This window comes from Bradyrhizobium manausense, assembly GCF_018130615.1.
Classification (GTDB): Bacteria; Pseudomonadota; Alphaproteobacteria; order Rhizobiales; family Xanthobacteraceae; genus Bradyrhizobium; species Bradyrhizobium manausense_A.
On sequence record NZ_JAFCKB010000001.1, the window covers coordinates 750821 to 775528 of the forward strand.

Annotated in this window: 28 protein-coding genes and 1 tRNA gene; 20 read left to right on the forward strand and 9 right to left on the reverse strand. The window is 65.0% G+C overall.

Annotated elements, in window-relative coordinates; translation table 11 throughout:
- Window positions 1–22: 22 nt before the first annotated feature.
- The 4 genes from JQ587_RS03500 to JQ587_RS03515 form a co-directional block, all read right to left on the reverse strand.
- The gene (locus JQ587_RS03500; protein WP_212424410.1) at window positions 23–424 is read right to left on the reverse strand and encodes an SRPBCC family protein; all 402 of its coding nucleotides are present in this window, start codon (window positions 422–424) and stop codon (window positions 23–25) included.
- 125 nt (window positions 425–549) lie between these two features.
- Window positions 550–909, reverse strand: a complete 360-nt coding sequence (locus JQ587_RS03505; protein WP_212424411.1) for a VOC family protein — start codon at window positions 907–909, stop codon at window positions 550–552.
- A gap of 56 nt (window positions 910–965) precedes the next feature.
- Complete coding sequence (locus JQ587_RS03510) at window positions 966–1805, reverse strand: helix-turn-helix transcriptional regulator (RefSeq protein ID WP_212424412.1); 840 nt, start codon at window positions 1803–1805, stop codon at window positions 966–968.
- 9 nt (window positions 1806–1814) lie between these two features.
- Window positions 1815–2393 (reverse strand): methylated-DNA--[protein]-cysteine S-methyltransferase, encoded by a 579-nt coding sequence (locus tag JQ587_RS03515; RefSeq protein WP_212424413.1) that lies wholly within the window; start codon window positions 2391–2393, stop codon window positions 1815–1817.
- Between the two features lie 175 nt (window positions 2394–2568).
- Here JQ587_RS03515 and JQ587_RS03520 point away from each other — a divergent pair.
- From JQ587_RS03520 to JQ587_RS03580, 13 genes are all read left to right on the forward strand, one after another.
- Window positions 2569–2642: transfer RNA gene (locus JQ587_RS03520), tRNA-Gly, on the forward strand.
- 17 nt (window positions 2643–2659) lie between these two features.
- Window positions 2660–3106, forward strand: coding sequence for a ribose 5-phosphate isomerase B (gene rpiB / locus JQ587_RS03525; protein ID WP_212424414.1), 447 nt, complete (start codon window positions 2660–2662; stop codon window positions 3104–3106).
- Between the two features lie 283 nt (window positions 3107–3389).
- Entirely contained in the window at window positions 3390–3971 is a 582-nt protein-coding gene (locus JQ587_RS03530; RefSeq protein WP_212302826.1) for a helix-turn-helix domain-containing protein, read from the forward strand.
- The gene (locus tag JQ587_RS03535) at window positions 3971–4483 is read left to right on the forward strand and encodes a GNAT family N-acetyltransferase (RefSeq protein WP_212424415.1); all 513 of its coding nucleotides are present in this window, start codon (window positions 3971–3973) and stop codon (window positions 4481–4483) included. Before JQ587_RS03530 ends, JQ587_RS03535 begins: the two co-directional genes overlap by 1 nt.
- A 2-nt stretch (window positions 4484–4485) precedes the next feature.
- A complete protein-coding gene (locus JQ587_RS03540) occupies window positions 4486–4947 on the forward strand; it encodes a GNAT family N-acetyltransferase (protein ID WP_212302905.1) in 462 nt (153 codons plus the stop codon).
- 91 nt (window positions 4948–5038) lie between these two features.
- On the forward strand, window positions 5039–6097 hold the full coding sequence (locus JQ587_RS03545) for a LacI family DNA-binding transcriptional regulator (protein WP_212302823.1): 1059 nt from the start codon (window positions 5039–5041) through the stop codon (window positions 6095–6097).
- A 74-nt stretch (window positions 6098–6171) separates the two neighbouring features.
- On the forward strand, window positions 6172–7626 hold the full coding sequence (gene xylB / locus JQ587_RS03550) for a xylulokinase (RefSeq protein ID WP_212424416.1): 1455 nt from the start codon (window positions 6172–6174) through the stop codon (window positions 7624–7626).
- Entirely contained in the window at window positions 7627–8949 is a 1323-nt protein-coding gene (gene xylA / locus JQ587_RS03555) for a xylose isomerase (RefSeq protein ID WP_212424417.1), read from the forward strand.
- Between the two features lie 5 nt (window positions 8950–8954).
- Window positions 8955–9713: an ATP-binding cassette domain-containing protein gene (locus JQ587_RS03560; RefSeq protein ID WP_212302818.1), complete on the forward strand. Its 759-nt coding sequence runs from the start codon at window positions 8955–8957 to the stop codon at window positions 9711–9713.
- Window positions 9713–10783: an ABC transporter permease gene (locus JQ587_RS03565; protein WP_212302816.1), complete on the forward strand. Its 1071-nt coding sequence runs from the start codon at window positions 9713–9715 to the stop codon at window positions 10781–10783. The genes JQ587_RS03560 and JQ587_RS03565 overlap by 1 nt, the downstream gene beginning before the upstream one ends.
- Before the next feature lie 94 nt (window positions 10784–10877).
- Window positions 10878–11810 (forward strand): sugar-binding protein, encoded by a 933-nt coding sequence (locus JQ587_RS03570; RefSeq protein ID WP_212302814.1) that lies wholly within the window; start codon window positions 10878–10880, stop codon window positions 11808–11810.
- A 99-nt stretch (window positions 11811–11909) separates the two neighbouring features.
- Window positions 11910–12890: an aldo/keto reductase gene (locus JQ587_RS03575; protein WP_212302813.1), complete on the forward strand. Its 981-nt coding sequence runs from the start codon at window positions 11910–11912 to the stop codon at window positions 12888–12890.
- A gap of 3 nt (window positions 12891–12893) precedes the next feature.
- Complete coding sequence (locus tag JQ587_RS03580) at window positions 12894–13739, forward strand: amidohydrolase family protein (protein WP_212424418.1); 846 nt, start codon at window positions 12894–12896, stop codon at window positions 13737–13739.
- A 78-nt stretch (window positions 13740–13817) separates the two neighbouring features.
- On the opposite strand, the gene JQ587_RS03585 is transcribed toward JQ587_RS03580, so the two are convergent.
- The 4 genes from JQ587_RS03585 to JQ587_RS03600 all read right to left on the reverse strand — a co-directional run bounded on the left by JQ587_RS03585 (window position 13818) and on the right by JQ587_RS03600 (window position 17396).
- On the reverse strand, window positions 13818–14183 hold the full coding sequence (locus tag JQ587_RS03585; protein WP_212424419.1) for a nuclear transport factor 2 family protein: 366 nt from the start codon (window positions 14181–14183) through the stop codon (window positions 13818–13820).
- 149 nt (window positions 14184–14332) lie between these two features.
- The gene (locus JQ587_RS03590; protein ID WP_092289080.1) at window positions 14333–14683 is read right to left on the reverse strand and encodes a RidA family protein; all 351 of its coding nucleotides are present in this window, start codon (window positions 14681–14683) and stop codon (window positions 14333–14335) included.
- Window positions 14684–14801: 118 nt separating this feature from the next.
- Window positions 14802–15722, reverse strand: coding sequence for a CE1 family esterase (locus tag JQ587_RS03595; RefSeq protein ID WP_212424420.1), 921 nt, complete (start codon window positions 15720–15722; stop codon window positions 14802–14804).
- Window positions 15723–15725: 3 nt separating this feature from the next.
- The gene (locus JQ587_RS03600; RefSeq protein WP_212424421.1) at window positions 15726–17396 is read right to left on the reverse strand and encodes an FAD-binding dehydrogenase; all 1671 of its coding nucleotides are present in this window, start codon (window positions 17394–17396) and stop codon (window positions 15726–15728) included.
- Between the two features lie 248 nt (window positions 17397–17644).
- On the opposite strand from JQ587_RS03600, the gene JQ587_RS03605 reads away from it, so the two are divergent.
- From JQ587_RS03605 to JQ587_RS03625, 5 genes are all read left to right on the forward strand, one after another.
- Entirely contained in the window at window positions 17645–18166 is a 522-nt protein-coding gene (locus tag JQ587_RS03605) for a hypothetical protein (protein WP_212302805.1), read from the forward strand.
- A 125-nt stretch (window positions 18167–18291) separates the two neighbouring features.
- Complete coding sequence (locus JQ587_RS03610) at window positions 18292–18486, forward strand: hypothetical protein (RefSeq protein WP_212424422.1); 195 nt, start codon at window positions 18292–18294, stop codon at window positions 18484–18486.
- Window positions 18487–18510: 24 nt separating this feature from the next.
- Window positions 18511–19101 (forward strand): SCO family protein, encoded by a 591-nt coding sequence (locus JQ587_RS03615; RefSeq protein WP_212424423.1) that lies wholly within the window; start codon window positions 18511–18513, stop codon window positions 19099–19101.
- Between the two features lie 126 nt (window positions 19102–19227).
- Window positions 19228–20163, forward strand: a complete 936-nt coding sequence (locus JQ587_RS03620) for an ABC transporter substrate-binding protein (protein ID WP_212302795.1) — start codon at window positions 19228–19230, stop codon at window positions 20161–20163.
- Window positions 20164–20394: 231 nt separating this feature from the next.
- Window positions 20395–22038, forward strand: coding sequence for a lysine--tRNA ligase (locus JQ587_RS03625; protein ID WP_212424424.1), 1644 nt, complete (start codon window positions 20395–20397; stop codon window positions 22036–22038).
- A 160-nt stretch (window positions 22039–22198) separates the two neighbouring features.
- Here the strand turns inward: JQ587_RS03625 and JQ587_RS03630 are convergent, their stop codons facing one another.
- Window positions 22199–22852, reverse strand: coding sequence for a S24 family peptidase (locus tag JQ587_RS03630; RefSeq protein WP_212302792.1), 654 nt, complete (start codon window positions 22850–22852; stop codon window positions 22199–22201).
- A 317-nt stretch (window positions 22853–23169) separates the two neighbouring features.
- Between JQ587_RS03630 and JQ587_RS03635 the strand changes: the two genes are divergently transcribed.
- Together JQ587_RS03635 and JQ587_RS03640 are read left to right on the forward strand one after the other, a co-directional pair.
- Window positions 23170–23514 carry a DUF952 domain-containing protein gene (locus JQ587_RS03635; protein WP_212302901.1) on the forward strand — a complete coding sequence of 115 codons (345 nt, stop codon included), beginning with the start codon at window positions 23170–23172 and terminating at the stop codon, window positions 23512–23514.
- The gene (locus tag JQ587_RS03640; protein ID WP_212302790.1) at window positions 23511–24608 is read left to right on the forward strand and encodes a quinone-dependent dihydroorotate dehydrogenase; all 1098 of its coding nucleotides are present in this window, start codon (window positions 23511–23513) and stop codon (window positions 24606–24608) included. The genes JQ587_RS03635 and JQ587_RS03640 overlap by 4 nt, the downstream gene beginning before the upstream one ends.
- Window positions 24609–24708 lie beyond the last annotated feature (100 nt).

Below are 24708 nucleotides of genomic sequence, written 5' to 3' on the forward strand. Positions count from 1 at the left end.
GAGCAGGGCTCTGTGAGAAAGGTCACGTACCTTTCGGCGGAAACGCCTTGTGCATGGCGATCACGGCGGCTTTGGTCTGCTCCTGCACGTAGGCCGCAAGCTCGTTCGGAAGCATGTCGATGATCCAGACCAGGCGGCATGTCGTCTCACTCTCGGCAATCACCTGCGCCGAGGCGCTGTAATGCTTCAGCCGCTCGCTGTTGATCGCATAGACCAGCCGCCGCCGCGCATCGTCGCAGTCGATCAGCACCTCGCGCGCCACCGAGCCGTTGGCGAAAGTGACGATGCGAGCGTCGCCATCGAGCTGGCAAGCGGTGACAAAGCCCGGCACGAGCCGCTGATGCAGCGCGCCGAAATCACGCACGGCATCCCAGACCTCGCGGGCCGGGGCGGGAAGGGCAACATCGTTGTGGATAGAGGCCATTGAGTTTCCATTTTGCTGGAGTCATTCCGGGGCGCGCGAAGCGCGAACCCGGAATTTCGAGATTCCGGGTCTGGTGCCACGCGCGATCCCGGAATGACGGCGCGTGCAGCGGGCGTCGTCGCAGCTCACACACAAACCGCCTCGACATTGTTGCCATCAGGATCGATCAAAAACGCCGCATAGTAAGTCGGGCTGTAATCCTTGCGCGGCCCCGCTCCGCCATTGTCACGGCCGCCGCTCTTCAGGCCTTCGCTGTGAAACGCCTTCACCGCAGCATGGTCCTTGGCGCGAAATGCGATGTGTGCGCCGTCGGCCTTGCGGCCCTTGTTCAGGTGCAGCCAGAGTGCCGGCTCGCCCTTCGGCCCAAAGCCGGCATAGCCGTCGCCGCTCGAGCACAGGACGTAGCCGAGCGGTGCCAGCACCGCGGTGTAGAAACGCATGGCGGCGTCAAGGTCGGCGACGCGCAGTCCGATGTGGTCATACATGGTCGTCTCCATTGCAAAGCGCGCCGTATGGTGGCGCGCGCCGGAGACGACCCTAGTCAGTTGAGGGCGGGCTGCTCTTGGAGAATCTTGCGCTTCCCCTTCGATGCCTGCCGGAACTTGGTCGGTGACATGCCGGCGGCGCGGTGGAAGGTGCGGACGAAGTTGGAGAGGTCGCCGAAGCCGACGTCATAGGCGATGTCGGTGACCGCGATGTCGTCGTCTGTGAGCAGCCGCGCCGCGTGGCGCAGCCGCGAACGCACCAGATATTGATGCGGGGTGACGCCGAGCACGTTGGAGAACAGCCGCAGGAAATGGAACGGACTCAAATCCGCCAGGCGCGCGGCCTGTTCGAAGTCGATCTCGGCCTGCGAGTTGTCGTCGATCCACAGCGCCGCCTCGACCGCGCGGCGGCGGTCGCGCGCCGTCGGCGTGGCCCGTTTGCGCGGCTTGCCCGAGACCACATCGACAAAACGGCCGGCGAGGATCTGACCGACCTCGTCGAGGCCGAGGTCGCTGTTGCCATCTGCTGCCGTCTGGGCGAGCTCGCCCAGCACCATCAACTCGGGCAGCGGCGGCGTCGCGCCGATTTGCCACGTCTCGCGCCGCCCGCCGAGCGCCTCGACCAGATCTTCGCTGAAGAAGAACGACAGGCAGACGTCGCCGCAGACATGCTCATGCGTGCAGGTGTACTCGTCGCCGGGCGCGCCGACCAGCAGCGAGCCCGCCACCAGCTCGAAGAAGCCGGCGCGGCAATGGCAGCCAAAGCTCCCCGCGCGAACATAGGCAATGGAATGACCGGTGCGGCACTCGGCAAATGGTTTGTCGTCCGGTCCCGCGTCACAGCGAAACTCGGACACCGTCATCGTCCGTGACGTCAGCAGCGTGGTCGCATCCATGCCACCTATCTAGGTAGGTGACCGCGGCGGGGCAACGGGCAGGAGCACCTCGAACAGCGTCTTGCTGGCGATCGGGTGGACGCCTTCGAGCGACAAGAGACGTCGCTTTGAGATCATCCCGCCGTAAGCCGAGATCCGGTCGGGATAGCCGCCGGCCTCCAGCACCCGGTGGCAGGGCACGATGATCATGTAGGGATTTCGACAGATCGCCTGCGCCACCGAATGCGCGGCGCCGGAGGCGCCCAGCGCCTTGGCGATCTCGTGATAGGTGCGCGTCTCCCCGCGCGGGATGGTGCAGGCATATTCGTAGACCCGCCGGTTGAAGGCAGGTACGTCGCTGGCATCGAGGCTGACGTCGGAAAAATCAGGATCGCTGCCTTGCAGCAAGGTGACGATGCCCTCGATCGCCAGCTCGGTGTTGAGCGGCGGCGCCTGCTCGCGCGCCTCGGGCTGGACTTGGAAAATCCGGCGGCGCGTATCGATCTCCCGCGCCTCCGGCAATTGCACGGCGACCACGCCGGAATTGCTCCAGACGATGCCGCAACGGCCTATAGCCGTGTCGAAAACCGCGTAAGCCCGCCCCACCATGCACACGCCCCACTCAGTGCAGGTCTCTCCCCAGAGCCCAGATCATAACACTGCCACAATCCGGCGCACCCGGAATCTTGCCAGGACGTTAACAACCGTTCGGCCGGACGCGCCAAACCGCTTGGCGCCGGACGCCGTCTCGGCTAATCAGGACAGGCGCGGAGCACGCGCATAAGCGGGCGTAGTTCAATGGTAGAACGGCAGCTTCCCAAGCTGCATACGAGGGTTCGATTCCCTTCGCCCGCTCCAACCTCCTGGGACACCAAATGGCCGACAAGGACGAGAGCACGCGTTTGGTCGCCATTGCCTGTGATCACGGAGGCTTTGCCCTCAAGGAAGCCCTGAAAGCCGCGCTGCCCGATCTGGCATGGCTGGATCTGGGCACTGACGGCGCCGCGTCCGTCGACTATCCCGACTTCGCCGACAAGCTGGCCGACGCCATCAAGGCCGGCAAGGCCGGGCGCGGCATTCTGATCTGCGGGTCGGGCATCGGCATCTCGATCGCCGCCAACCGTCATGCGCACATCCGTTGCGCGCTCGTGCACGATGTCACCGGCGCGCGGCTGTGCCGCCAGCACAATGATGCGAACGTCCTGGCGTTGGGCGGACGGATGACCGGCGAAGCAGTGGCAAAGGACTGCGTCGAAGCGTTCCTGGGCACGGCATTCGAAGGCGGCCGCCATCAGAAGCGGATCGACAAGCTGGGCTCCTGAGAGGGCCGACCAGCACGACGATCTGATCGGGGCCGAACGATAGCGGAGCGACATTGAGGCTGATGCCGGTGGTCGTGACGATCCGCTGCGTCGGTCCGCTCATGCCATCGCGGTGCATTGTCGTTTGGCGCATTCTTGACGGTGCTAACAGCCGCGCAAAGATTCCAATATATTAGCACCTCGCTCCCGGCACGCATCGTTCCTCCGGCCTAAGCTCCTCCGGTCCGGCGGATGCGGTCCATGCGTCGGGCAAGTTCGGATCAGAGGCCATCGACCAGCAAACATGGACCAGCAAAAACTCGACAGGGCGATCGGTCGCCGATTGAAGATTCTGAGGACGCAGGCCGGCATGACCTTGAACGAACTCGCCAGCCGCTCCGGCGTCAGCCGGGCCATGATCGGACGGGTGGAGCGGGCGCAGAGCAGTGCCACGGCGGCGCTGCTCAACAAGCTCTGCGCCGCGCTCGATGTCTCGCTCAGCGACATCGTCGCACTCTCGGAGAAGCCGCCGGAGCGGTTGACGCGGCTTGCCGACCAGCCGCAATGGCGCGACCCCGACAGCGGCTACCGGCGCCGCCATGCCTCGCCGGTCGATGCGGCGAGCGGCATCGAGATCATCGTCGTCGACCTGCCGGCCGGGTCGCGCGTGCCCTACAGCCCCTGGGGCCGCAACGCCTTCACCCAACAACTCCTGATGCTGGAGGGAGCGGTCTGCGTGCATATCGACGCCAAGACGGTGCGCCTGCGCGAGGGCGATTGTCTCGACTTCGACGTCATGCGCGCGGTGACCTTCGAGAACGAAACCAAACAGGATGCCCGCTACGTCATCATCACGCGGCGCGGCACCTCTTACGGGAAGATGTGATGTCGCTGATCGTACGTGACGCAACGCTCGAAGATGCCGAGGACATCCTCGCCATCTACAATTATGCCGCGATCAACACCACGGCAGTGTGGACCGACGGCCCGGCCGATCTCGCTTCGCGGCGCGAATGGATCCGCGCGCGGCAGGAGGCCGGCTATCCCGTTCTGGTCGCAATGAAGGGCAGGGACGTCGTCGGCTTCGCCTCGTTCGGCGATTTCCGCCCGTTTCCCGGCTATCGCCACACGGTGGAGAATTCGGTCTATGTCGATGAGCGGCATCATCGGCTCGGCATCGGCCGCAGCCTGCTGGCCGCGCTGCTCGAACGCGCCAAGGCGCTGAACAAGCATGCGATGATCGCCGGGATCGAGGCGCTCAATGCCGGCTCGATCGGCCTGCACGCCTCGTTCGGCTTTACCGAGGTCGCGCGCATGCCGGAGGTCGGCTGCAAGTTCGGCCGCTGGCTCGATCTCGTCTTCATGCAGAAGCAGCTTGCGAGTGACGTGAGGCCCTGATGATGCAGATCCGTACCGGCGACACATTCGATCCGCGCGTCGTCGCGCTGCTCGATCACCACGTCACGGCGGCGCGGGCGCAGACCGCCCCGGGCAGCGCGCACGCGCTCGATCTCGCCGGCCTTCGCGCCAGCGACGTCGCGTTCTGGACCGGCTGGGACGGCGACACGCTGGTTGCAACCGGGGCGCTGAAGACGCTCTCGGTTGACCACGGCGAGGTGAAGTCGATGCATACGCTCCAGACCACGCGCCGCCGCGGCTTTGGTGGCCTGATGCTCCGTCACATCATCGCCGAGGCACGCCGGCGCGACATCAAGCGGCTGAGCCTCGAGACCGGCTCGTGGGATTATTTCAAGCCGGCGCATGCGCTCTATCGTGCCCACGGCTTCGTGCCCTGCGGCCCGTTTCAAGGCTATGTCGAGGACCGCAACAGCCTATTCCTGACGCTCGATCTCGGCGGCTAGCGCCGGATCAGATGCAGCGGGTGCTCAAAAATGCCGTCGCAACCCTCAAAATGAGTTGCGTACCTCAAAACGCCTCTGCTAGCCTTCAGGCATGGCCGAAGACACCGTTTCCGCCGCGCTGACGCTGAAGGACATCGCCCGCGAGGCCGGTGTCAGCCTCGCCACGGTCGACCGTGTCCTGCACAACCGCCCCGGTGTGCGGCCGGACACGGTCCGGCGCGTCCAGGAGACGATCGCGCGCAATTCCTTCCAGCCGCATGTGGCGGCCGCCGAGCTCGCCCGCGGCCGCGCCCGCCGCTTCGCCTTCGTGATGCCGTTGGGGTCGAATCCCTTCATGCAGCAGATCCAGGCCTATCTCAGCGAGATGTCGGCGTGGCTCTCCGCCCGCCGCCTTTCGATCGAGATGGTCATCACCGACGTGTTCGACCCGTCCGTGCTGGCGGCCTCGCTGGAGGAGCTCGCCGGCGGCAATTATGATGGCGTCGCCGTCGTCGCGCTCGACCATCCGAGCGTGCGTGCCGCCATCAACGATCTCGTCGATGCCGGCGGCAAGGTGGTGACGCTGGTCTCGGACGTGCCGTCGTCGCGCCGCCACCATTATGTCGGCATCGACAACATCGCCGCCGGCCGCACTGCCGGCGCTCTGATCGGTCGTCTTGTCCGCCCGGGATATGGCTCAAGTCCGGGGAAGATCGCGATCATCGCGGGCTCGCAGAGCCTGCGCGACCATGCCGAGCGCATTTTTGGCTTCAATCAGGTGATGGCGTCGGAGTTTTCGCATCTCGACATCCTGCCTCTGCTCGAGGGGCGCGACGAGGACGATCGCTCCGAGCAGCTGATATCGCAGCTGCTCGGCGAGCATCCTGACATCATCGGTCTCTACAATGTCGGCGCCGGCACGCAAGGCGTGGCCAAGGCCCTGACCGAGGCCGGTCGCGACAAGCAGATCGTGTTCATCGCCCACGATCTCACGGCGATGACGCGAAAACTGCTGCTGCAGGGCACGCTGGATGTCGCGATCTCGCAGAACCCGGGCCATGAGGCGCGCGCCGCCGTGCGCGTGCTGCTGTCGCTTGCGCGTAACGAGCCGATCTTGAGTGAACAGGAGAAGATTCGCATCGATATCTTGATGCGGGACAATCTGCCGTAGCAGCGGCGCAAAAGGAGGACGGTCCGCGAAACAGGCGACGGAGATCGCCAGCCGGGCCAGCAAGGGAGGACGAATTGTATCTCGGACTGGATATCGGCACGTCCGGTGTGAAGGCGGTGCTCGTGAACGAAGCCGGCGCGGTTATCGCGACGGCGGCGCGCGAGCTTGCGCTGTCGCATCCCGCGCCGCTGTGGTCCGAGCAGGATCCCGACGCCTGGGTCGATGCATCGATCGGCGCAGTCGACGATCTCGCCGCCGCTCATCCGCGTAATGTTGCCGGCGTGCGCGGCATCGGACTGTCGGGCCAGATGCATGGCGCGACGCTGCTCGATGCGGACGGCCGCCCGTTGCGGCCCGCGATCCTCTGGAACGATGGCCGTTCGCATGCCGAATGCGTCGAGCTCGAGCGCCGCTGTCCCTCGCTGCACGCCATCGCCGGCAATCTGGCGATGCCCGGCTTCACCGCGCCGAAGCTGCTCTGGGTCGCGCGGCATGAACCCGATATTTTCAAGCGCGTAGCAAAGGTACTGCTGCCGAAAGCCTATGTGCGCTATCGCCTCACCGGCGAGATGGCCGAAGACATGTCGGACGCCGCCGGCACGCTGTGGCTCGACGTCGGCCGGCGCAGCTGGTCGGCAGAACTGCTGCATGCCACCGGCCTCGACCTGCATCACATGCCGCGGCTCGTCGAAGGCAGCGCGGTGAGCGCCGTGCTCGCCCCCGAATTCGCGCAGCGCTGGGGTATGGCGAAGGACGTCGTGATCGCCGGCGGCGCCGGTGATAACGCCGCGAGCGCGGTCGGGCTCGGCGCGATCGCACCCGGCGATGCCTTCCTGTCGCTCGGCACCTCCGGCGTGGTATTCCGCGTCACCGACCGCTTTGCACCGGCGCCGGCTTCGGCGGTGCATGCGTTCTGCCATGCGTTGCCGGGTCTCTGGCACCAGATGGGCGTGATGCTGTCGGCGGCGGCCTCGCTCGCCTGGCTTGCGGGCGTGATGGAGGTGCCTGCCGCGACGCTGCTGGCGTCGCTCGGCGAGCACGTCGACGGACCGAGCCCGGTCAAGTTCCTGCCCTATCTCGACGGCGAGCGCACGCCGCACAACGACGCAACGGCGAGCGGCGCCTTCGTCGGCTTGCGCGGTGCGACCAGCCGCAGCCAGATCGTCCAGGCCGTGCTCGAAGGCGTCGCCTTTGCCGCGCGCGACAATCTCGCGGCGCTGAGCGCGGCGAGCGGGCCGATTGCCGAGCTCGATCTCGTCGGCGGCGGCTCGCGCTCGCCACTTTGGGCGCAGATCTGCGCCGATGTGCTCGGCATTGTCGTGCACCGTGTCGAGGAGGGCGAGGTCGGTGCGGCGCTCGGCGCCGCGCGGCTCGGCCGGCTTGCGGCCACCGGCGAAGATCCGGCGCAAGTGTGCACCCGTCCGCGACGGCTCGCCAGTTTCATGCCCCGCGCATCCGCCGCGCCCGCCTATGACGAGGCCTATCGCAGCTGGCGCAATCTTTATCCCGCATTGAAGGAGTCTACTTAAGTGAACGCGTCAGCCAAATTCTTCGATGCAAGCGCACCCGTCGCCTTTGCCGGCAAGGATGTTGGAAATGGACTCGCCTTCCGCTGGTACGACAAGGACCGCATGGTTCACGGCCGCAGACTGGAAGATCACTTACGCTTTGCGGTCTGCTACTGGCATTCCCTGTGCTGGCCGGGCGGCGATCCCTTCGGCGGCGAGACGTTCATGCGGCCCTGGCACCACGGCTCCGATCCGATGGCGATGGCGCGCGCCAAGGCCGATGTCGCCTTCGAGCTGTTCCGCCTGCTGGATGTGCCCTTCTTTACCTTCCACGATGTCGACGCCGCGCCGGAAGGCGCTTCGCTCAGCGAGTCTGTCGCCAATCTCAACGCAATCGCCGATGTCTTCGAAGCCAAGATGGCATCAGCCAAGGTCCGCCTGCTCTGGGGGACCGCAAACCTGTTCACGCATCGCCGCTACATGGCGGGCGCTGCGACCAATCCGGATCCTGAAATCTTCACCTATGCTGCCGGCCAGGTCCGTGCCGCGTTGGAGGTGACGCATCGGCTCGGTGGTCAGAACTATGTGCTCTGGGGCGGCCGCGAGGGCTATGAGACTCTGCTCAACACCGATCTCAAGCGCGAGCTCGACCAGCTCGGCCGCTTCGTGTCGCTGGTGGTCGAGCACAAGCACAAGATCGGCTTCAAGGGTCCGATCCTGATCGAGCCGAAGCCGAAAGAGCCGACCAAGCATCAATATGATTTCGACGTCGCCACCTGCTACGGCTTCCTCGCGCGCTACGATCTGCTCAAGGACGTCAAGCTCAACATCGAGCAGAACCACGCTATCCTCGCCGGCCATTCCTTCCATCACGAGGTCGCGCTCGCTGAGGCGCTCGGTGTGTTCGGCTCGCTCGACATCAACCGCGGCGACGATCTGCTCGGCTGGGACACCGACCAGTTCGCGATGAATGTGGGCGAGCTGGCGCTGGTGTTCCACGAGATCCTGAACCGCGGCGGCTTCACCTCGGGCGGGCTCAATTTCGACGCAAAGATCCGCCGCCAGTCGATCGATCCGGATGACCTCATCCATGCCCATGTCGGCTCGATGGATGCCTGCGCGCGGGCGTTCCTCGCTGCGGCCGACATGCTCGATGCCGGTGCCCTCACGACGCCGCTGGCTTCGCGCTACGAGGGATGGGCCGGGCCTGAGGGCCGGGCCATTCTCGCCGGCCAGCGTTCGCTTGCCGATCTCGCCGATCGCGCGCAGGATCCGGGCTTCGACCCGCAGCCGCGCTCGGGACGGCAGGAATACCTGGAATCGCTGGTCAACCGCTACCTCTGAGGTCGATGATGACAAGTGCTGCAACACCGGTTCTAGAGCTCTCCGGCATCGGCAAGGAGTTCGGCGCCATCCGCGCGCTGCACGACGTCGATCTGCATGTGCGTCCGGGCGAAGTGGTCGGCCTGATGGGTGACAACGGCGCCGGCAAGTCGACGCTGGTCAAGATCATCGCCGGCAATTTCCGTCCCACCCACGGCGAAATCCGCTTCGACGGCAACGCGGTCCATTTCTACCGTCCGATCGATGCCCGCGCGGTCGGCATCGAGGTCGTCTACCAGGATCTCGCGCTCGCCGACAATCTGACGGCGGCTGCGAACGTCTTTCTCGGCCGCGAGCTCAAGCGCAAATTCGGACCCGTTGCGCTGCTCGATCACAAGGCGATGGCGTCACGCGCGCTGGAATTGTTCGGCGAGCTGCGCTCGGAGACCCGGCCGCATGATCTGGTCAAGCAGATGTCCGGCGGCCAGCGCCAGGCCGTGGCGATCGCCCGCACGCGACTGTCCAACGCCAAGCTCGTGATGATGGACGAGCCGACGGCCGCGATTTCCGTACGCCAGGTGGAGCAGGTGCTCGGCCTGATCCACCGGCTGAAGGAGCAGGGTGTTGCCGTGATGCTGATCTCCCACCGTATGCCCGACGTATTCGCGGTATGCGACCGCGTGATCGTCATGCGCCGCGGCGAGAAGCGGGCCGACAAGCCGATCCACGAGACGTCCCCCGAGGAAGTCACCGCCCTGATCACCGGCGCGAAGGAGGCGGCGTGATGTCCGTACCCATGGAAAACCCGATCTCTTTCACCAATGTCGGTCGCACCAAATGGTGGCATCGCGGCATCTTTGCCTCGCAGACCGGTTACGTCCTGCTGGCGCTTGTGGTGCTGATGATCGTGATGCGTTTTGCCAGCCCCTATTTCTTCACCGAAGGCAACATGCAGAACGTGGCGAAGAACTTTTCTTTCATCGCCATCGCCACGCTCGGAATCACGTTCGTCATCATCACCGGCGGCATTGATCTCTCCGTCGGCTCGATGATGTGTTTTTCCGCGATGATCACCTCCATGGTCATGGTGGAACTGTCGGCGCCGGGATCGTCCTTCGTCCATCTGGCCGCCGATGGCAAGACGGCCGTCGCCAACGTGCCCGGATTGATCCTGCTGATCTCGGTGCTCGCAGGCCTGTTCGTCGCGTTCATCGTCGGGATGATCAACGGCTTCTGCATCGCGGTGCTCGGGCTGTCGCCCTTCGTCACCACGCTCGGCATGCTCTCGATTGTGCGCGGGCTCGCTTATGTGGTCTCGAACGGCCGTGGCAGCTTTCCAGGCGGGCCCGATGCCGATCTGTTCTACGCGTTGACCTCGGGTGATGTGCTCGGCGTTCCCGCGCCCTTCATCTATCTGGTGATCCTCGCGGTTGTGATGGCGGTCGTGCTGCATCACACCAGCTTCGGCCGCCACGTCTTCGCGCTTGGCGGTAATGAGAAGGCGGCGGAATTGACCGGTATCCCGGTCGTGCGCGTGAAGATCGAGGTCTATGTGATCTGCGCGCTCGCCGCAGGCCTGCAAGGCATCATCATCTCGGGCTGGCTGGGATCCGCGCCCGCGAATATGGCGACGTCCTACGAGCTCAACGTCATTGCCGCCGCGGTCATCGGCGGCGCCAACCTCGCCGGCGGCCTCGGTGGTCCCCTGGGCGCCATCGTCGGCTGCGTGCTGCTGGAGGTGATCCGCAACGGCCTCGTGCTCGCGCAGGTCAATTCCTACTGGCAGCAGACGCTGGTGGGCGTGATCATCATCCTTGCCGTGCTGGTCGATCGCATCCGCTCGCGCATGACCTGACGAGTTACTCCGGAAGGACAACGAAAGATCGTCTATCCGCCTGCCGGAGCATCACATCACAAATGGATAGGCAACAAAGTGTGGAGGGAATGGTATGAAGAAGCTTCTGTTGGCCGGCGTGACCATCGCGATGATGGCGACCCCGGCATTTGCCCAGACCTACAAGTTCGCCGTCGTTCCCAAGGCGATGAACAATCCGTTCTTCGACGTGGCGCGTGACGGCTGCATGAAGCGCGCCAAGGAGCTCGGCAACGTCGAGTGCATCTACAAGGGGCCGATCGAGCACGAACCGGCGACGCAGGCGCAGATCATCCAGGACTTCATCACCCAGAAGGTGGATGGGCTTGCGATCTCGGTTGCCGACGTCGCGTCCATGACCAAGTCGATTGAGGCTGCGACCGCGGCCGGCATCCCGGTGATCACGTTTGACGCGGACGCGCCGGGCTCCAAGCGGCAAGCCTATATCGGCACCAACAACAAGGACTTCGGCGTCGCGCTCGGCAAGCAATTGCTGCAGCTCCGGCCCGAGGGCGGCAAGTACGCCATGGTCTCCGGTGGTCCGGGTGCGAAGAACCTCGCCGAACGCGTCGATGGCGTTCGCGAAGCACTCAAGGGCTCGAAGTGGGTCGAGGTCCAGGGCTCGCCGACCTTCTGCAACGACGATTCCACGCTTGCGGTCCAGCAAATGACGGATCTGCGTACCGCGACGCCGGATCTCGCCGCGATCGTGCCGGTCGGCGGCTGGCCGATGTTCGCGCCGGAGGGCTTCAAGGCCTTCGTCAACAAGAACAAGAAGGACATCGACAGCGGCAAGCTGACGCTCGTCGTCGCCGATACGCTGAAGATGCAGCTCGAGTTGCTGCGCGACGGCTACTCCAACGCGCTCACCGGCCAGCGCCCGTTCGAAATGGGTGAGAAGTCGATGGACACGTTGCTGGCCATCAAGAAGGGCCAGAAGGTTCCGGAAACCATCTACACCGGTCTCGATCTGGTGACGAAGGACAACGTTGCTCAGCTCCTGAAGTAGGGCCATCAAGCAGGAACGTCTGCCAGCCCCGACGTTCCTGCGCTACACTCCCTCCTCCGCCCGCGGGGGAGGGAGTGCTGCTTTTGGAAGGAGCTTACAATGAAGCGTACCCGGCTTGCTGACGGTCTCGATGTCACGTCGATTGGCCTTGGTTCGGCGCCACTCGGCGGACTGTTCTCGGCGGTCAGCGATGCGGATGCGGAAGCGACACTCGCGGCCGGTTGGTCGGCCGGCATCCGCTTCTACGATACCGCGCCGCTTTACGGCTTTGGACTGGCGGAACAACGACTGGGTGCCTTCCTGCGGCAACAGAAGCGCGACTCCTATGCGATCTCGACCAAGGTCGGCCGACTGCTGCGCGCGCCCGGTGGCGCGACGGTCGAGGATGATCATTACAAGGACGCGCCTGCGTTGCGGCCGCAATTCGATTTCAGCTATGACGGGGTGATGCGATCGGTCGAAGAGAGCCTCGACCGCCTCGGGCTCGACCGCGTCGATGTTCTGCTCGTGCATGATCCCGATGATCACTATGACGACGCCGTCAGCGGCGCTTTCCGCGCGCTGATGCGACTGCGCGACGACGGCACCGTGAAGGCGATCGGCTCCGGCATGAACCAGTCCGAGATGCTGACGCGTTTCGCCGAAGCCGTACCGGTCGACTGCTTCCTGCTCGCCGGCCGTTACACGCTGCTCGACCAGGGCGCGCTCGAAGCGTTGTTTCCGGTCTGCGCTGCCAGGAACATCGGCATCCTGCTCGGCGGCATCTACAACAGTGGCATTCTGGCCAATCCGCATGCGGGCGCGAAGTTCAACTATGAGGACGCCGACGCTGCGCTCGTTGCGCGCGCGCTCGCGCTCGATGAGCTCTGCCGCAAGCATGGCACCGAGCTGAAGGCCGCCGCGCTCCAGTTCTGCATGGCCCATCCGGCCGTGACGGTGGCCGTGATGGGTGCCCGCAACGCCGCCGAGGTCGCCGACAACATCGCGATGTCCAAGCGCGCGGTACCGCAAGCCTTCTGGCAGGAGCTGCGCGCTAAAAACCTCGTCGACGCGCGAGCGCCGCTGCCGGGCGGAGCGTGAGACATGGTGATCGACGCTCACCAGCATTTCTGGGATCCCGCGCGCGCTGACTATCCGTGGATGGCGGCGCCCGAGCTCGCGCCGATCCGTCGTGCCTTCGGCCCTGCCGATCTGGCGCCGCTGTTGAAAGCGAATGGCATCGATGCCAGCATCGTGGTGCAATGCCGCTCCTCGGTCGCGGAGACTGAGGAGTTCTTGCGGATCGCGCACGCCACGCCCTCCGTCATCGGTGTCGTCGGCTGGGCCGATCTGACTGATGCATCGCTCGGTGACACGCTCGGTCGCCTGCGGGCGCTGCCCGGCGGCGCCAAGCTGGTCGGCATCCGCCACCAGGTCCACGATGAGGCCGATGCCGACTGGCTGTTGCGCGCCGATGTTCAGCGGGGACTGGCAACGCTGTTCGCCCATGATCTCACCTACGACTTCCTCGTCCGCACCCGCGAGCTCCCCGCTGCGATCGCAACCGCAAAAGCCTTTCCGCAAGCCCGCTTCGTGCTCGACCACGCCGCAAAGCCGCCGATCGCCGAGGGCGGCTGCGCCGAATGGTCCGATCGCATCGCAGCGCTCGCGGCTTGTGGCAATGTCTGGTGCAAGGTCTCAGGGCTCGCGACGGAGGCGAAATGGAGCGATTGGGACGCCGAGCGGCTGTTTCCGTTCGTTGCGCATGTCGCGAAGTGCTTTGGCGATGATCGCATGATCTTCGGCTCGGATTGGCCGGTGTGCCTCCTGGCGGGCAGCTATGGCGAGATCAAGAGCGCGCTTGAGGCGTGCCTGGCGAAGTTAGGTACGACCGTGCGCGCGAAGGCATTTGGGGTGAATGCGAAGGCTGCGTATCGGCTGGCGGAGTAAGCCGAGCGCGCGCCTAACAACAGGTGTCGTCCCGGCACAGGCCGGAACGACGGCGGCGTTTGTGGTGGCGCTCGCGGCTCACGCGCCCGCGGGCACCTGATCCAAAAATCCCGTGATGCTCTTGATCCGCCCGTCCTTCAGCACGGCGAAATCGGTCCCCTTGATCGGGCTGTCGACACCTTCGGGACCGAGACCCCAGCTGAAGCGCACATGGTCGCCATAGCCGTTGGGCTCGCCGATCAGGCTGAACTTGAAATCCGGGAAGCGCTGCTGCACGCCGGCGATGAGTACGTCGATGCCGTCCCGGCCATCGCCCTTCATCAGGGGATCGACATAGCTCGCATCGGCCGTCCAGTTCTCGCCGAGCAGTTCGCGCCGGCGGCCGGCCGCGCGCTCGTTCCAGAGATCAATGTAGCGGCGGGCGATGGTGACGTGGTCGGTCATGTGCTCTCCTTCGGTGGCGCCGTGGTTCGGCTGGCCGTCACTATCGAAGGTTCGCGCGCGGGAATCGATTACCTCGGAGATCATGCATCCATGAAAAAGAGCGCGATGATGGTCTCATCGCGCTCCGGTCGCATGTGATGCTGCGCGAATTACTTCGCCGCGGTCACCATGATCTCGACGGTGTACTGCGGCGCCGCGAGCTTGGCTTCGACGGTGGCGCGGGCCGGGGTGTTGCCGGGCGACACCCAGCCGTCCCACACGGCGTTCATTTCCTGGAACGTCTTCATGTCGGTGATGTAGATGGTTGCCGACAGCAGCTTCGACTTGTCGGTGCCGGCCTTTGCGAGATGGCCGTCGATGGTCTTCAGGATGTCCTGGGTCTGCTTGGTCACGCTTTCGCCAGCCGCGTTGCTGGCGACGACGCCGGCGAGATAGACGGTGTTGCCGTGCACGACGACCTGGCTCATGCGCGGGCCGGTTTCAAAACGCTGAATGCTCATTTACGGGATCTCCTTAAGGGAATGGCGACCCTGTCTAGCGCAGCATCTCGCACTGTGCCACCCCAGGCACGCAGGCTTTGCCGTTCACGCATGCGTAGCCGGCAATGCATATTCTTCTTCATCGAAACCGACTGAAAAACGACCAGATCGTCTCGGCGCCGTCGATGTCGCTGTTCTGCGGCCCCAGCAGACGCGTTGCGATTTTCGGGAAACGCGCATCAGCAGCGAAGCCCGGCATGCGGTGGCCGCCATGATTGATGCGATAGAGCACGACGTCATGGCCTTTCGGGCAGCGCGATGAGATCCGCGTGACCGCGGATTGGTCCATCGACGTCTTGTCGGGTAAATCAGCCACATCGGCGTCATCGATCTCGCAGCCGTTGAGCTTGCGCCAGAAGGCCAGCGTCTCCTCGGTCGACCAGAAGCCATCTGCGGCAAAGTAGCTCGATCCGTGCCCGCCCTCGTAGGGCACCAGCGGGTCCGCGGTGCCGTTCATGAGCAGCATCGGCAGCGGCCGCGACGGATGGCAGGTCACCGCGGCCTCGTCGGTCAGATTCATGATCACGCTTGCCCCGGCGGCAAACAAATCGGCGCGGGCGCAGAGGAGGGTCATCGCCATGGCGCCGCCATTGGAGATGCCGGCGACATAGACGCGGTGAGGGTCGGCCGTACCGTTTGCAACCAGTTTCTCGACCAGCTTGGCGATGAAGGCGACGTCGTCGGTGCCCGGAGGAGGGCCACGCAGCGCGGGTCCCGCCTTGGTCCGCGCGTCGGCCCAGGCATGGTTGAGTCCGTCAGGAAAGACCGCCGCAAATCCTTCGCGCTTTGCCACTTGCGGCCACGCCGTGCGCGCGACCATATCGGCGCCGCGCTGGGTCTTGCCATGGAGCACGATCACGAGGGGCGACGGCTTCTTTGCCGGCAATTGCACGGTGTAGGAGCGCATCACGCCGTTGACGTCGATCGTGTCGGCGCCGGCCGAGTGGGTGCAGGCAGCGAGCGCTGCAACGACTACGCCGATGCGCAACCACCGCGGCATGATCTACCCCACCGCTTTCGCCGCGGCGCGGCCCGCATTGCGGCCCGAGAACAGGCAGCCGCCGAGAAAGGTGCCCTCCAGCGAACGATAGCCGTGCACGCCGCCGCCGCCGAAGCCTGCGGCTTCGCCGACCGCGTAGAGCCCGGGAATGATCTGCCCCTCGCTGCCGAATACGCGCGAGTCGAGATCGGTCTCGAAGCCGCCCAGCGTCTTGCGGGTGAGGATGTTGAGCTTGACCGCGATCAGCGGTCCCTTCGCGGGATCGAGGATGCGATGCGGCGAGGCCGTGCGGATCAGCTTGTCGCCGATGTAGCGTCGCGCATTGTGAATATTCATCACCTGCACATCCTTGACGTAGGGGTTGGCGATTTCGCGGTCGCGCGCCTCGATCTGCATCCTGATCTCGTCGAGCTTGAGCAGATCGTTGCCGGCGAGCTTGTTCATGGCTGCGACGAGGTCTTCGATCTTGTCGCGCACGATGAAGTCGACACCATGGCTCTTGAACGCCTCCACCGGCGCCGGCGCGCCCTTGTTGGTGGCGCGGCGCAAGGTCATGCGCCAGCTTTTTCCCGTGAGGTCCGGATTCTGCTCCGAGCCCGACAGCGCAAACTCCTTCTTGATGATGGCCTGCGTCAGGATGAACCAGGAATAATCATAGCCGGTGGACATGATGTATTTGAGCTGGCCGAGCGTGTCGGAGCCGGGGAACAGCGGCGCCGGCAGCCGCGTGCCCGTGGCGTCGAACCACATCGAGGACGGGCCGGGGAGAATGCGGATGCCGTGGCGCGGCCAGATTGGATTCCAGTTCTGGATGCCCTCGACATAGTGCCACATGCGGTCGCGGTTGATCAGCCGCGCGCCGGTCTTTTCGGTGATGCCGATCATGCGGCCGTCGACATGCTCGGGCACGCCGGAGATCATGAACTTGGGCGGCTCGCCGAGCCGCTTGGGCCAGTTTGCCCGCACCAGGTCATGATTGCCGCCGATGCCGCCGGACGCGACGATCACGGCCTGCGCCTTCAACGCAAACTCGCCGACGACGGTGCGCGACGAGCTCTTGCCGCGCTCGACGTTGTCAGGGGCAAGGATCGCGCCGCTGACGCCGTCCACCGTCCCGTTGGTGATGGAGAGTGCATCGACGCGATGGCGGAACTTGAAGATCAGCCGGCCGCTCCTCGCGGCCTCGCGCGCGCGGCGCTCGAACGGCTCGACGATGCCGGGGCCGGTGCCCCAGGTGACGTGAAAGCGCGGCACCGAATTGCCGTGGCCCATCGCGTCGTAGCCGCCCCGCTCGGCCCAGCCGACCACGGGGAAGATGCGGTGGCCCATCGCGCGCAGCCAGTCGCGCTTCTCGCCGGCGGCGAAGCCGACATAGGCCTCGGCCCATTTGCGCGGCCAAAAATCCTCGTCGCGGTCGAAGCCGGCGGTGCCGAGCCAGTCCTGCATCGCGAGGTCGAAGGAGTCCTTGATGCCGAGCCGGCGCTGCTCCGGCGAATCAACCAGGAACAATCCGCCGAACGACCAGAATGCCTGGCCGCCGAGCGACTGCTCGCCCTCCTGGTCTACGATGACGACGCGCTTGCCGGCGTCGGCAATCTCGGTCGCCGCCACCAGTCCCGATAGTCCTCCGCCGACGACAATGACGTCGGCCTGCTCAGTCGAATGCCCGGCCATCAGTTCCCCCTGTAGTTGCCCGGATTGAAGCCAGCGGTTCTAACTGAGATCAAGGGCTTGTCGCGTAAGACATCGTTAACTTGTTCCACATTGGGATTGAGGCCGGCCGGGTGCAGCGTGGACGCAACACTGGATTTGAATTTGTTTTGAGTGAGCCGGCGTGCCTAGACAAAACCGCAGAGTCGACCGACGCTAGGCGCGCATCAGCACCTGACACGCAGATTCGAAAACGACTGGGGCGGGGAACAATGAAGTTTCTGACGGGGTTGCTTGCGGCGGTCCTCTTGATCGCTTGCATGGGGACTTCCCACGCGGTGGTTCGAATCGCGGATGATCGCGGTGGCCGGATCGGAACCTACGTCGACAAGTACCAGGACCTGCGCCAGTCCGGTGACACCGTCATCATCGACGGCCTCTGCGCTTCCGCCTGCACCATCGTGCTCGGCGCCATTCCGCACGACCGCATCTGCGTGACCTCGAGCGCGACGCTCGGCTTCCACGCCGCCTGGGATTTCGGCGCCAATGGCCGCGCCGTCACCAATCCCGAAGCGACCCAGATGCTCTATGCGATGTATCCCTCGCAGGTGAAGCGCTGGATCACGCAGCGCGGCGGCCTCACGCCGCACATGCTGTTCCTGAAGGGCAAGCAGCTCCAGGCCATGTACAAGCCCTGCTACCTCGATGCGCAGGCCTCGACCATCAAGCCGTCGCGCCGGCCGCTGCCGCAGGCAGATCAGCTCGAATCGGCCCGCGGACAGCTCCTGCACTGACATCCCCGGGCCGGGCCTCCTCGGCCTGGCGGGATCGTTCCGGTCCGCCGGAGGCGCCTTGCCCCCGGGCGGGCCAGAGCCTATCTGAGCACCGGGAACCCGGGACCTTCGCTCCGGTCATTGTCATGGCTCAATCCGTGCATCCGGCACATCCTGTATCGGACAATTCGCCCACTGCCGGTCGTGCGCCGTCCGTGCTGCTTTGGGCCGGCGCGGGCGTTGGCGGGCTGATGGTGATCAGCGCGCTCGCGCTCTGGTTCCACTACGGCACCCAGGTGTTCTTCGAAATGATCAGGACCGGCTTCGCCGCCTGCTTCTGATCCGCGACAGGAAGTTTTCCGCTCATGAGCTCCGCTGCCCGTCCGCTGGTGATCGCGACCGCCTTCGCCGCAAGCCTCGTCGTCGGTCTGCTGGTGGTGTTCTGGGCCATGGGCGGGGTCAGCAAGGTGGCGCAGCCGGCCGCGATCGGCGGTCCGTTCCAGCTCACCGACCAGAACGGCAAGGCTGTTACCGAAAAGAGCCTCAAGGGCAAGCCGACCCTGATCTTCTTCGGCTACACCCATTGCCCCGATGTCTGCCCGACCTCGCTGTTCGAGATGTCGGAGGTGCTGCGCGCGATGGGCAAGGATGCGGACAAGGTCAACGCGGTCTTCATCTCGGTCGATCCCGAGCGCGATACGCCCGCGACCATGAAGGAGTATCTCTCGAGCTTCGATCCGCATCTCGAGGGCCTCAGCGGCGACCCCGCCGAGACCGCCAAGGTGATCCTCTCCTATCGGGTCTATGCCAAGAAGATCCCGACCAAGGACGGCGACTACACCATGGACCACACCGCGCTGATCTACCTGATGGACCGCGACGGGCGTTTCGTCTCGCCGTTCAACCTGAAGCGAACCCCGGAAGAAGCGGCGGCGGATTTGAAGCGGTATCTCTGAGTTTCACCTCCCCCGCAGGCGGGCGAGGGAACGCACCTTCAGCCAGGCCACAATCACCGCTCGCGTTCCCGGCCGGATGGTCTATAAGGCCCTCCGATCCCAACGGAATTCATTGCTTTCCGGCCGATGGCTCCATCGCAACAGGCGAAATCGTCCAAATCTGCCCGTGGCCTGCTGACGGGGCTCGCGGTCGCCGCGTGCCTGCTCGCAGGTCTGCCCCGCGCCGAGGCCCAGATCCCGGCCAAGCAGCCTCCGGCGGCTCCTCAGGCCACACCGCAAGTCGCGCCCCAGGCGGCGCCCCAGGCCGTGCCCGGCTTCTGGGACCCGCGGCGACGCCCGGAGCGGCCGGACCTGTCGCGCCTGACCGTGATCCGCTTCCTGACCGAGACCGACTACCCGCCGTTCAACTACACCGGTGCCGACGGCAATCCGGCCGGCTTCAACGTCGATCTCGCACGCAGCCTGTGCGAGGAGATCAAGGTCACCTGCACCGTGCAGATGCGCCGCTTCGAGACGCTGGTCGATGCGCTCAGCTCGAACCGGGGCGATGCCATCATCGCTTCGATGGCGGTGAGCCCGCAGCTTCGCGCGCGCGTCGACTTCACCGATCCCTATTACCGCGTGCCGGCGCGCTTCGCCTCGCGCAAGGATGCGGTGATGCCGGAGATCCGGCCCGAATATCTCGAAGGCAAGAAGGTCGGCGTCATCGCGGGCTCCGCGCATGAGGCCTATCTCAAGGCGATGTTCACCGACGCCGAGCTGCACGCTTATCCCAACGATGAGAGCTTGCGCGCCGCGCTCCGCAAGGGCGAGGTCGATTTCATCTTCGGCGACGCCATCTCGCTGGCGTTCTGGATCAACGGCACCGATTCCGGCGATTGCTGCGCCTTCTCCGGCGGTCCCTTCGTCGAGAGCCGCTTCTTCGGTGAAGGCATCGGCATTGCCGTGCGCAAGGGCAACGACGTGCTGCGCCAGGCCCTGAACTGGGCCCTGTTCCGCGTCTGGGAGAAAGGCCGCTACACCGATCTGTGGCTGCGCTATTTCTCGGTGAGCCCGTTTTAGTTTCTTCTTCGCCTCTCCCCGCTTGCGGGGAGAGGCCGGATCGCATCGAAGATGCAATCCGGATGAGGGGGACTCTCCGCGAGTCCAACTCTCACCGTGATCGCGGAAGCAGCCCCTCACCCCAACCCTCTCCCCGTAAGAACGGGGCGAGGGAGTAAGAGCGGCAATAGCCGCGCCAACTTTTGCATTCTGCCCGGAAATCGCTATTTTCCGCGGCCCGGAGGCCCCTTGATGTCCGTTATCGACCCCAATATGAGCCCGAGCGATCTTCGTGCGCTCGCCGAACAATCCAACGCCTGGCCGTTCGAGCAGGCGAAGGCCATTGTCGCGCGGCTGAAGAAGAGCCCGAAGGACGAGGTGCTGTTCGAGACCGGCTACGGCCCCTCCGGCCTGCCGCATATCGGCACGTTCGGCGAGGTCGCGCGCACTTCGATGGTGCGCCACGCCTTCCGCGTGCTCACCGAGGACAAGATCAAGACGCGGCTGCTCGCCTTCTCCGACGACATGGACGGCTTCCGCAAGGTGCCGGACAATGTGCCGAACAAGGATCTCCTGGCGCAATATCTGGGGCGGCCGCTCACGTCGGTGCCCGACCCGTTCTCCAACGAGCATCCGTCGTTCGGTGACGCCAACAACGCTCGCCTGCGCGCGTTCCTGGATCATTTCGGCTTCGACTACGAGTTCGCGAGCTCGACCGTCTATTACAAGTCGGGCCGCTTCGACGCGACGCTGCTCAAGATGCTCGCCGCCTACGACAAGGTGATGGACATCATCCTGCCGACGCTCGGCCCCGATCGCCGCGCCACCTATTCGCCGTTCCTGCCGATCAGCAAGACCACGGGTGTCGTGCTGCAAGTGCCGATGATCCGCCGCGACGTCGCCGCCGGCACGGTCACCTATGTCGACCCTGACACCAACGAGGAAGTCGAAACGCCCGTCACCGGCGGCAATGTCAAGTGCCAGTGGAAGGCCGATTGGGCGATGCGCTGGGTTGCGCTCGGCGTCGACTATGAGATGGCCGGCAAGGATCTCATCGACTCCGTGAAGCTGTCAGGCGCGATCGCTAGGGCGCTCGGCGGCACGCCGCCCGAAGGCTTCAACTATGAGCTCTTCCTCGACGAGAAGGGGCAGAAGATCTCGAAGTCGAAGGGCAACGGCCTCACCATCGACGAATGGCTGCGCTATGCCTCGCCGGAATCGCTGTCGCTGTTCATGTATCGCGAACCGAAGGCGGCCAAGCGGTTGTTCTTCGACGTCATCCCGCGCCAGGTCGACGATTATCAGCAATTCACTGACGGCTTTGCCAAGCAGGACGGCAAGCAGCAGCTCGGCAATCCGGTCTGGCACATCCATGCCGGCCATCCGCCGCAGGCCGACATGCCCGTCACGTTCCAGCTGCTGCTCACGCTGGTGTCGTCGTCGAACGCGGAAAATGCCGAGACGCTGTGGGGCTTCATCGGCCGCTACCGTCCGGGCGTGAGCCCGCAGACACACCCGAAGCTGGATGCGATGGTCGGTTATGCCATCAATTACTACCGCGACTTCGTCGCGCCGACCAAGCAGTTCCGCGTGCCGACGGACACCGAGCGTGCCGCATTGCAGGACCTGCGCGATGCGCTGTCGCAGCTGCCGCAGGATGCTTCGGCTGAGGACATCCAGAACGTCGTCTACGAGATCGGCCGCCGCGAGCCGTTCCTCGACCAGGTCAAGAAGGGCAAGGACGGCCGCCCCGGCGTCACGCTCGACTGGTTCAACATGCTGTACCAGGTGCTGCTCGGCCAGGAGAAGGGCCCGCGCTTCGGCTCCTTCGTCGCGGTGTATGGCGTGCAGAATGCCGTCAACATGATCGACGGTGCACTGGCGCGGAGTGCGTGAGGGGAGTTATCGAACGCGATGCCTCCCCATCGTCGTCCTGGCGAAAGGCAGGACCCATAGCCACCGTCGGATGTGGTTACGGGGACTCGGAGTTGCCGTCTATCGCTTCGGCTTGCCCTTGGGGTAATGGGTCCTGGCTTTCGCCAGGACGACGGCAAGCTCACTGGCTCGCCCACACGATCCTTGCGATCCACGCCACCTCGCCCGCCGCCACCGTCCGCTCGCCATGCGCCGCATCGAGCGACTGCAATTCCAGCGCCTTCGCGGTGCGGCGCTTCAGCGTGGCGAGCGTTATGTCGCCGGCCTTCGTCTTCAGCACCACGCGATCGCCTTTGCGGATTGCGGTGCCTGGCGAGACCAGGAGGACATCACCGTCGCGGTAGGCAGGTAGCAGCGCATCGCCGGAAATCTCCAGCGCAAAGGCGCGGCTGTCCTCGGTGGTCGGCAGCGCGATCTCGGTCCAGCCCTTGCCGGACGGCAAGCCGGCCTCGTCGAAGGCGCCGCTGAGGCCGGCCTGTGCCAAGCCAAGCAGCGGTACAGAGCGACCGTTGCCGGCATCGTTGTCGATCATCCGGGCAAAGATCTCGATCGACGATTCCGCAGCCGCCAGCGCCTTCGCGATCGATTCGGTCGAGGGCCAGCGTTCGCGGCCGTCGGAGGTGACGCGCTTGGATTTGTTGAAGGTGGTGGGGTCGAGCCCGGCCCGTTTGGCAAGGCCGGACGGCGACAGACCGGCGCGCGCGGCCAATTGATCCAGCGCGCCCCAGATCTGGTCGTGGGTCAGCATCCTCTGCGCTTTGGCCTGTTTGACCATGGGAAGGTCCAGCCCGTCGCAACTCAGGAAAACTGTCCTCAAATCAACCGGTTTTCCGTTTTTCGCGCAAGGGGTCGCGCGGTAAAGCCTTTTCGAGCGAAACGGGTACCGGTCCGCGTCAAGAAAGCACGTCAAAACAAGAACCTGGAGCTCTGTTCCGATTTCATCAGAACGGAAAAGGCTCTAGGCCTTGAGTTCAGGGAGGGCGGCCTTTACGGTCGCGCCGGGTTTTGAGACCCGGACGGGATGAAAAACCCCAAAAGACTCAAGCAGCTGACTCAACGAGCAGCTCGGTGGCAAACAGGGCTCCGCAACAGGTGGTCAAGATCTACAAAATCTGTCCGGCCTCGGCCTGGCGCGAGGCGGAACGGCAGGGCGTCTACCGCGGCAGCGCAGATGATGCGCGCGACGGATTCATCCATTTCTCGACCGCCGCCCAGGTTCCGGAGACGCTGCGCAAGCACTATTTCGGCCAGCGCGCGCTGTTCCTGGTCGAGGTCGACGGCGACGTGCTCGGCAGCGAATTGCGCTGGGAGCGTTCGCGCAATGAGGAGCTGTTTCCGCATCTCTATGGCGAGCTCGATCTCGGCGCGGTGCTCTCGGTGATGAACCTCAACATGCGCTCGGATGGCGGGCACGACGTTCCGGAGCTTGCCCCGTGATCCGCGCTTTCGATGCTTTCTCGCTGCCGGTGCTGCGCTGGCTCGATCCGGAGGACGCCCACCGCCTCGCGATCCAGGGCCTTCGCTTCCTGCCACCGGTGAAGCCGCGCACCGACGATCCGAAACTCGCGGTGCGCGCCTTCGGACTCAACTTTCCCAACCCGATCGGCATGGCCGCGGGCTTCGACAAGAGCGCGGAAGTGCCGGACGCGCTGCTGCGGCTCGGCTTCGGCTTCGTCGAGATCGGCTCGGTGACGCCGAAGCCGCAAGCAGGCAATCCGCGGCCGCGGCTGTTTCGCCTGGAGCGGGACGAGGCCGTCATCAACCGTATGGGCTTCAACAATGACGGCGCGGAAGCCGTGCTGCGCCGGCTTGCCGCGCGCGCCGAGAACGGCGGTATCGTCGGCGTCAATGTCGGCGCCAACAAGGATTCGCCGGATCGCGTCGCCGATTACGTCAAGCTGATCGAGACCTTTGCGCCGGTCGCGAGCTATTTCACCGTCAACGTCTCCTCGCCCAATACGCCGGGCCTGCGCAATCTGCAGGAGGGCGCGTTGCTCGACGATCTGCTCGGACGCGTGATCGATGCGCGCGAACGTGTCAGGCAGAAGGCCGGCGACACCCCGGTGCTGCTGAAGATCGCTCCGGATCTGAGCCTCGCTCAGCTCGACGACGTCGTGCAGGTCGCGCGCTCGCGCCGGGTCGACGGCATGATCGTGTCGAATACGACGATCGCGCGGCCGAGCACGCTGCGCGACGAGATGCGTGCGAAGGAGCAGGGCGGCCTGTCCGGCCGACCGCTGTTCCGGCTGTCGACGCGCATGGTCGCGGAGACCTATGTGCGCGTCGAGGGTGCGTTCCCACTGATCGGTGTCGGTGGTGTCGACTCTGGCGGTGCGGCCCTGACCAAGATCCGTGCCGGCGCGAGCCTGATCCAGCTCTATTCGTCGCTGGTCTACAAGGGCCTCGGCCTCGTCGACGAGATCAAGCGCGACCTCACCTCGACGCTGCTGCGTACGGGGCGGGACTCGCTCTCCGAAATCGTCGGCGCCGATGCGGCCACGCTCACCGCGGAAGACTGGCCCGGGATGTAGCTCTTCGCCTCTCCCCGCCTGCGGCAGGGCTATCGCATATGACCGAACAGGGCGAGGAGGAAGCTGTTGTCCCACCCCGCGCGCTTGATTTTGCGACGTA

What these genes read in the sequence shown, in the direction of transcription:
- JQ587_RS03500 (WP_212424410.1), bottom strand. Translation starts at nt 424, where the DNA reads ATGGCCTCTATCCACAACGATGTTGCCCTTCCCGCCCCGGCCCGCGAG.
- JQ587_RS03505 (WP_212424411.1), bottom strand. Translation starts at nt 909, where the DNA reads ATGTATGACCACATCGGACTGCGCGTCGCCGACCTTGACGCCGCCATG.
- JQ587_RS03510 (WP_212424412.1), bottom strand. Translation starts at nt 1,805, where the DNA reads ATGGATGCGACCACGCTGCTGACGTCACGGACGATGACGGTGTCCGAG.
- JQ587_RS03515 (WP_212424413.1), bottom strand. Translation starts at nt 2,393, where the DNA reads ATGGTGGGGCGGGCTTACGCGGTTTTCGACACGGCTATAGGCCGTTGC.
- rpiB (WP_212424414.1), top strand. Translation starts at nt 2,660, where the DNA reads ATGGCCGACAAGGACGAGAGCACGCGTTTGGTCGCCATTGCCTGTGAT.
- JQ587_RS03530 (WP_212302826.1), top strand. Translation starts at nt 3,390, where the DNA reads ATGGACCAGCAAAAACTCGACAGGGCGATCGGTCGCCGATTGAAGATT.
- JQ587_RS03535 (WP_212424415.1), top strand. Translation starts at nt 3,971, where the DNA reads ATGTCGCTGATCGTACGTGACGCAACGCTCGAAGATGCCGAGGACATC.
- JQ587_RS03540 (WP_212302905.1), top strand. Translation starts at nt 4,486, where the DNA reads ATGCAGATCCGTACCGGCGACACATTCGATCCGCGCGTCGTCGCGCTG.
- JQ587_RS03545 (WP_212302823.1), top strand. Translation starts at nt 5,039, where the DNA reads ATGGCCGAAGACACCGTTTCCGCCGCGCTGACGCTGAAGGACATCGCC.
- JQ587_RS03560 (WP_212302818.1), top strand. Translation starts at nt 8,955, where the DNA reads ATGATGACAAGTGCTGCAACACCGGTTCTAGAGCTCTCCGGCATCGGC.
- JQ587_RS03565 (WP_212302816.1), top strand. Translation starts at nt 9,713, where the DNA reads ATGTCCGTACCCATGGAAAACCCGATCTCTTTCACCAATGTCGGTCGC.
- JQ587_RS03570 (WP_212302814.1), top strand. Translation starts at nt 10,878, where the DNA reads ATGAAGAAGCTTCTGTTGGCCGGCGTGACCATCGCGATGATGGCGACC.
- JQ587_RS03575 (WP_212302813.1), top strand. Translation starts at nt 11,910, where the DNA reads ATGAAGCGTACCCGGCTTGCTGACGGTCTCGATGTCACGTCGATTGGC.
- JQ587_RS03580 (WP_212424418.1), top strand. Translation starts at nt 12,894, where the DNA reads ATGGTGATCGACGCTCACCAGCATTTCTGGGATCCCGCGCGCGCTGAC.
- JQ587_RS03585 (WP_212424419.1), bottom strand. Translation starts at nt 14,183, where the DNA reads ATGACCGACCACGTCACCATCGCCCGCCGCTACATTGATCTCTGGAAC.
- JQ587_RS03590 (WP_092289080.1), bottom strand. Translation starts at nt 14,683, where the DNA reads ATGAGCATTCAGCGTTTTGAAACCGGCCCGCGCATGAGCCAGGTCGTC.
- JQ587_RS03595 (WP_212424420.1), bottom strand. Translation starts at nt 15,722, where the DNA reads ATGCCGCGGTGGTTGCGCATCGGCGTAGTCGTTGCAGCGCTCGCTGCC.
- JQ587_RS03600 (WP_212424421.1), bottom strand. Translation starts at nt 17,396, where the DNA reads ATGGCCGGGCATTCGACTGAGCAGGCCGACGTCATTGTCGTCGGCGGA.
- JQ587_RS03605 (WP_212302805.1), top strand. Translation starts at nt 17,645, where the DNA reads ATGAAGTTTCTGACGGGGTTGCTTGCGGCGGTCCTCTTGATCGCTTGC.
- JQ587_RS03610 (WP_212424422.1), top strand. Translation starts at nt 18,292, where the DNA reads ATGGCTCAATCCGTGCATCCGGCACATCCTGTATCGGACAATTCGCCC.
- JQ587_RS03615 (WP_212424423.1), top strand. Translation starts at nt 18,511, where the DNA reads ATGAGCTCCGCTGCCCGTCCGCTGGTGATCGCGACCGCCTTCGCCGCA.
- JQ587_RS03620 (WP_212302795.1), top strand. Translation starts at nt 19,228, where the DNA reads ATGGCTCCATCGCAACAGGCGAAATCGTCCAAATCTGCCCGTGGCCTG.
- JQ587_RS03625 (WP_212424424.1), top strand. Translation starts at nt 20,395, where the DNA reads ATGTCCGTTATCGACCCCAATATGAGCCCGAGCGATCTTCGTGCGCTC.
- JQ587_RS03630 (WP_212302792.1), bottom strand. Translation starts at nt 22,852, where the DNA reads ATGGTCAAACAGGCCAAAGCGCAGAGGATGCTGACCCACGACCAGATC.